At 52.4% G+C, this 456-nt stretch carries 1 protein-coding gene; it reads left to right on the top strand.

Features of this window, described 5'->3' with window-relative positions; all coding sequences use genetic code 11:
• A partial coding sequence (locus tag ABR397_RS23305) for an AMP-binding protein (RefSeq protein ID WP_350307774.1) occupies nt 1-456 on the top strand: 456 nt, incomplete at both ends.

Below are 456 nucleotides of genomic sequence, written 5' to 3'. Positions count from 1 at the left end.
ACAGGCGCTGGAAAGTCTGGCGGCGGCCTTGGAGCAGGCCCCGGACATGCCTGTTCGGGCATTGGAAATTCTGCCGGAAGCGGAACGTACGTTGCTGTTAAAAACCTGGAATGCCACGGAAACTGTATATCCTGATGCGTTGTGTATTCATCAGTTGTTTGAACAGCAGGTGGAGAAAACCCCGGAAGCGACGGCGCTGATAGCGGGAGAGAAGACGCTGAACTATACGGAATTGAATGCCCGTGCTAACCAGTTGACTCATCAGCTGATCGAACAAGGGGTTTGTCCTGGTGATCATGTTGCGCTCCTGTTAGAGCGATCGATGGAACTGGTGGTGGCCCAATTAGCTATTCTTAAAGCCGGTGCCGTTTACGTGCCGATTGATCCCAGTATGCCGGATGAGCGGAAAAACTGGCTAATGAGGGATTCCTCAGCCAAATTGTTGCTCACCGATAC

The sequence above is a fragment of the Photorhabdus viridis genome, assembly GCF_040256935.1.
Taxonomy (GTDB): Bacteria; Pseudomonadota; Gammaproteobacteria; order Enterobacterales; family Enterobacteriaceae; genus Photorhabdus; species Photorhabdus viridis.
The sequence above is the reverse complement of the archived record's forward strand: the minus strand, read 5'-3'. Positions and strand labels throughout refer to the sequence as shown.